The 754-nt window shown below is 46.8% G+C and carries 1 pseudogene; it reads left to right on the forward strand.

The features are described from left to right. A pseudogene (locus CIK04_RS23625) lies at positions 1-754 on the forward strand (insulinase family protein); the annotation flags it as partial.

The raw sequence follows: 754 nt of genomic DNA on the forward strand, positions 1-754 counted from the left end.
CAAACATGGGCAGAAGAAAAATTCGGATCCAATCACCAACAACCATTTAGCGGGTAAATCGATAGCCGTACCCATCAGTGATGAAAACAGCACAGGCATTTTGGTGAACATTGAGCCGCTCAAAAGAGATACGTAAGCTCATTATGACATTTCCTCTGCCAGGCATGGATCATCACTACTCAACCAAACCGCTTTCCTACTTTGCCCATCTGCTTGGTTATGAGGGAGAAGGCAGTTTGATGCTCAAACTGAAAAACAAAAACTGGGTGACCTCTCTCTCTGCTGGCGGTGGCGCTGCTGGCAGTAATTACCGTGATTTCACCGTCAGTTGTACTTTGACGAAAGACGCTCGCCACTACCGATGAGATTATTCAAGCCGTCTTCCAGTATATTCGTTTGATCAAAGCAGAAGGGCTTGAAGAGTGGCGATACAAGGAAAACAAGCGGTAACTTGAGTCTGCATTTCGCTTCCAAGAGCCCTCTCGACCGCTCGACATGGTCAGTCATTTGGTGATTAACATGCAGCATTACGCTGCGGAAGACACCATCTATGGCGACTATAAAATGGCGAAGTACGATGAGGCACTGCTGCGCTCTTTGTTTGACTATTTTACCGTTGAAAATCTGCGCGTAACGTTGATAGCAAAAGGCTTTGAGGCAGACAAAGAAGCGGCATGGTACTTCACCCCATACCGTGTTACGCCTTTTAGTGGCGAGCAAAAACAAAACTACGCGCAAATTAACCCAGGTTGGG

Source organism: Vibrio sp. 03_296, assembly GCF_002265885.1.